This is a genomic window from Kitasatospora cystarginea, from assembly GCF_039533515.1.
Taxonomy (GTDB): domain Bacteria; phylum Actinomycetota; class Actinomycetes; order Streptomycetales; family Streptomycetaceae; genus Kitasatospora; species Kitasatospora cystarginea.
This window is the reverse complement of the sequence record NZ_BAAATR010000113.1, coordinates 1-4,561: the sequence shown is the minus strand read 5'-3', so window position 1 is coordinate 4,561 and position 4,561 is coordinate 1. Positions and strand designations below refer to the sequence as shown.

Genomic DNA, 4,561 nt, shown 5'->3' with positions numbered 1-4,561 from the left:
ACCACGTGGTGGCGCGGAGCCTCGTCGCCGGTGCTCCGGTGGTCCGGTGCCGTGGGGGTGGGGGGTTGTTCCAGGACGATGTGGCAGTTGGTTCCGCCGAGTCCGAAGGAGCTGACGCCGGCGCGGCGGGGGGTGGGGCCGGACCATTCGCGCAGGTGGGTGTTGACGTAGAACGGGCTGTGCTCGAAGTCGATGCGGGGGTTGGGGGAGCGGAAGTGCAGGCTGGCGGGGATCACGCCACGTTCCACGCACAGGACGGCCTTGATGAAACCCGCGATACCGGCCGCGCTGTCCAGATGCCCGACATTGGTCTTCACCGAACCCAGGGCGCAGAAGCCCGTCTCGGAGGTCGACTCCCGGAAGGCTTCGGTCAGTGCGGCGACCTCGATCGGGTCGCCCAGTGAGGTCGCCGTCCCGTGCGCTTCGACGTAGCCGATCGAGCCGGCGTCGACCCCGGCCGCCTGCTGGGCTTCGCGAATCACGGCGGCCTGGCCGCTGACGCTGGGGGCGGTGAAGCCGACCTTGTCCGATCCGTCGTTGTTCACGGCAGAGCCACGGATCACGGCGCGGATCGGGTCGCCGTCCCGCAGGGCGTCCGACAGCCGCTTCAGCACCACGATGCCGACCCCACTGGTGAACACCGTGCCGGCGGCGTCGGCGTCGAAGGCCCGGCAGTGCCCGTCCGGGGAGGTCATCCCGCCGGGCTGGTGCCAGTAGCCGCTGCGCTCGGGGGTGCGGACATGGGCACCGCCGGAGAGCGCGAGGTCGGCCTCGCCGGAGAGGAGGCTTCGGCAGGCGTGCGCGACCGCGACCAGCGCGGTCGAGCAGGCCGTGCTCACGCTGACGCTCGGCCCGTGCAGGTTCAGCCGGTAGGAGATCTGGGACGCGGCGAAGTCCTTGTCGTTGCCCATGCCGGCGAAGGCCAGATCGAACTTGGGCGAACCCTGGTGGGGGAGCAGGTTGTTGAGGAGGTAGTTGCTCGTGCCGGTACCGACGTAGACGGCGATGCGACCGTCATGACGGAGCGCGTCGTAGCCCGCGTCCTCCAGCGCCTCGTGCGAGCACATCAGCAGCATCCGCTGCTGGGGGTCCATCAGCTGGGCCTCACGGGGCGTCAACCTGAAGAAGGCGGCATCGAAGAGGTCGACCCCGTCCGGAGCACCGGCCGCGGCGACGTACTTCCGGTTCCCGAACGCGGCCTGGCCGGGCGGCACCGAGGTGGGAGTGATCGACTCGACACCGTCGACGAGATTCGCCCAGAACGCCTCCACACTGTCCGCGCCGGGCAGCCGGGCCGCCATTCCGATGACGGCTATCGCTGTGTCGTCCGTGGTGCCGGCCGCAGTGGTGCCGGGTCCAGTCGCGGCGACCGCGACGGACTCGGCCGAGGACGGTGCCAGATGCTCGGCCAACGCCGCGATGGTCGAGTACTTGAAGAGATCGGTCACCGTCAACGCCACACCCAGACGCTGCTTGATCTGCCGACTGGCCGCGATCATCAGGAGGGAGTCGGCACCGAGCTCGAAGAAGTTCGCCTCACGCTCGATGCCCGACCGCCCGAGGAGGTCCTGCCAGACGGTCAGCAGAATCTCTTCCGTCTCGGCTCGCGACCTCTGGGCAGGTAGCGCGGATCGGTCCTCGGAGGACGCCTGGTCATGGCCACCGGCCCGGCGCGCGAACCGGTCGGGCAGACCGTTGTCCGACACGATCAGCCGGCGTCGTACGTCGTGGATCGCGCGCTCGAACGCCCCCAGTCCGGCAGCTGCGGTGAGCTTCACCCGCCTGTTCTGCTGCTCCAGCTCGATCATCATGGCCGGGAGGCGTTCGCGTGAGGTCATCCCGAGATCGCGCCACGCGTCCCAGCTGATGGCGATCGCGTTCTCAGGCGCCTCGGCCGATTCGGCCCACGCGTCGAGGAACGCGTTCGCCGCGCAGTAGTCGGCTTGGCCGACGCTGCCCAGCAGTGCCGCGGTGGACGAGAAGACGGCGAAGAGATCCAGGTCATGGTGGCGGAACACGTCGGCCAGGGCCAGTGTCCCGTCGACCTTCGGCGCCAACACCTCGCGCATGTCGTCGGACCGCAGGAACTGCGCGAGCTTGCCACCCACGAGACCGGCGGCGTGGACCACACCCTGGATGGGGCCGAAACGCTCTTCGGCCCGCTCCACCGCGACGCGCAGCGCCGGGCGGTCGGAGACGTCGAAGGACTCCAGGTGGACCTCCGCTCCCGAGGCTTCGAGAGAGCGCACGGTGGCGATGGCCCGTCGGACGGCCGGGTCGCCGGCAGGGTCCGCCTCGATCGCCGTCCAGTGCTCACGGGCGGGGAGCACGGTCCGCCCGGTCAGCACCAACCGGGCCTTGAAGTTCTCGGCCAGCCAGGTCGCGATCAGTGCGCCGATCCCGCCCAGTCCACCGGTGATCAGGTAGACACCGTGCTCCCGGAGGGGCCGGCTCGGAGCGGCCCCGGCCTCCGGGGCGACGCGGACGATCCCCTCGACGAGTCGGTCGTTGCGGCGGTAGGCGACGAAGGAGTCCGGCAGACCCGCGTCGAACTCGGCGGCGAGGGAGGCGAAGTCCTCGGCGTGTGCGGTTACGTCGAAGACTCCGGCAGCCAGCGCGGGGTACTCCAGGGGGAGCGTCTTGGCCGCTCCCAGCGCGATCCCGCCGACCGGAGACGCGATCAGGGCCTCGGAGGTCCGGGCGAGCCCTTCGACGACGAGCGCCAGTCGGGTGGGGGTGGTGGGGCGGTGCAGCCCCAGCGCACGGGCGAGGTGGATCGGTGCGTTCAGCCCGAACGTCTTCGCCCGCTCCAGGTCATCGCCGGTGTCGGTGGTCCAGAGGTACAGCACGTTCCAGGTGGCGGACGGGGTGTGCTTCTCGACGGCCTGGACCAGCCGTTCGAAGTCCTCGGGAGCGTCGGGAGAGATCGCGAACGACGCGCTGCCCGTCTCGGTGAAGGTCTCGCCGACCTCGACGGTGGTCACGAGCTCGCCCAGGTCGGCCAGACCGGGAGCCCAGGCACCGGCGATCCTCCCGCCGTCGGTGAACACCAGCCACCTCTCGGCGGTGGGCTCCTCGCGACGCGCGGGCAGCGCGGCCGGCTGGAAGGCGGATGCGTAGAAACGGGTGGCCGTGACGGAGGCGTCCACGACCTCCCGCTCGATCCAGTAGCGCTTGGTGTCGAAGGCGTAGGTGGGTACCGGGGTCCGTCGGGGGGTGTGTCCCTGGTGGAGTGCGGCCCAGTCGATGGTGATGCCGTTGACCCAGAGGTGGGCGAGTGCTTCGCGGGTGGTGCGGGAGTCGTCGGTGTGGGTGCGGCCGTTGCCCATCGAGGAGACCGCGATCCGGTCGGTGCCGGCTTCGAGCTCGTTGACCAGCAGTTGGGCAGTGGCGCCCGGGCCGACTTCGAGCAGGAGTGCTTCGGGGCGGTCGAGGAGCAGTCGTTGGATTGCGTCGGAGAATCGTACGGTGGAGCGGACTTGGCCTGCCCAGTAGGCGGGGTCGGTCGCCTGTTCGGGGGAGAGCCAGTCGCCGGTCACCGTGGAGACGATGGGGAGCTGCGGGGCCCGGAACTCCAGGGTGCTCAGCCGACGCTCGAACTCGCCGAGCATCGGGTCCATCATGGGCGAGTGCCCCGCGTGCGAGATCGTCAGCCGGCGGCAGCGGACCTCGCGCTCTGCCAGCGCCGCGACGACCGCGTCGATGGCGCCCGGGTACCCGGTCACGATGGTGCGCCGCGGGCCGTTGACCGCCGCGACCACGCACCTCGGGGCAGCCGACGGGTCGCCGAGTTCGGCGAGGAGGCGAGTGGCCTCGGCCTCGGACATGTCCACGGCAAGCATGGCGCCGGGTTCCTGTTGCTGCATGAGTTCGCCGCGCCAGCACACCAGTCGCATGGCGTCCGGCAGGGACCAGACGCTGGCGGTGGTGGCGGCGACGATCTCGCCGAGGGAGTGGCCCACCATGGCGGTGGGCTGGACGCCCCAGGCGCGCCATTGCTCGGTCATGGCGGTCTGGACGGCGAAGAGGGCGGGTTGCTGGATCCGGGTCTGTTCGAGCAGGGCGGCGGCCCTGGGTGAGTCGGAGTCCGGTCCATAGAGCAGGTCGCACAGGTCCAGGCCGATGTGGTCCTGGGCCAGTTGTGCGCAGTGGTGCATGACGTCGTGGAAGACGTTGTCGTGGGTGTAGAGGCGGCGGCCCATGCCGGGCCATTGGGTGCCGCCGCCGCCGTAGACGAAGGCGACGGTGGCGGCGGGGCGGGCGCGGCCGGTGATCCAGCCGGTGCCGTCGGTGAATTCGGTGACATCGCCTCCGACGGTGGCTGCGCGGTGTTCGAATGCGGTGCGCCCGGTCTGGGAGGTGAAGGCAATGTCCGGGAGGGTGGTGGGGTCGGTGTCGCGGAGGAACTGCTGCCAGCGGGTCTGGGCGCTGTGGAGGGAGCGGGCGGTCTTGGTGGAGGTCAGGACCACGTGGTGGCGCGGAGCCTCGTCGCCGGTGCTCCGGTGGTCCGGTGCCGTGGGGGTGGGGGGTTGTTCCAGGACGATGTGGCAGTTGGTTCCGC

General features: G+C 70.5%; 1 protein-coding gene. It reads right to left on the bottom strand.

What is annotated here, in order from left to right; translation table 11 throughout:
* On the bottom strand, window positions 1-4,561 hold a 4,561-nt coding region (locus ABD369_RS40050; protein WP_344641571.1), incomplete at both ends, for an SDR family NAD(P)-dependent oxidoreductase.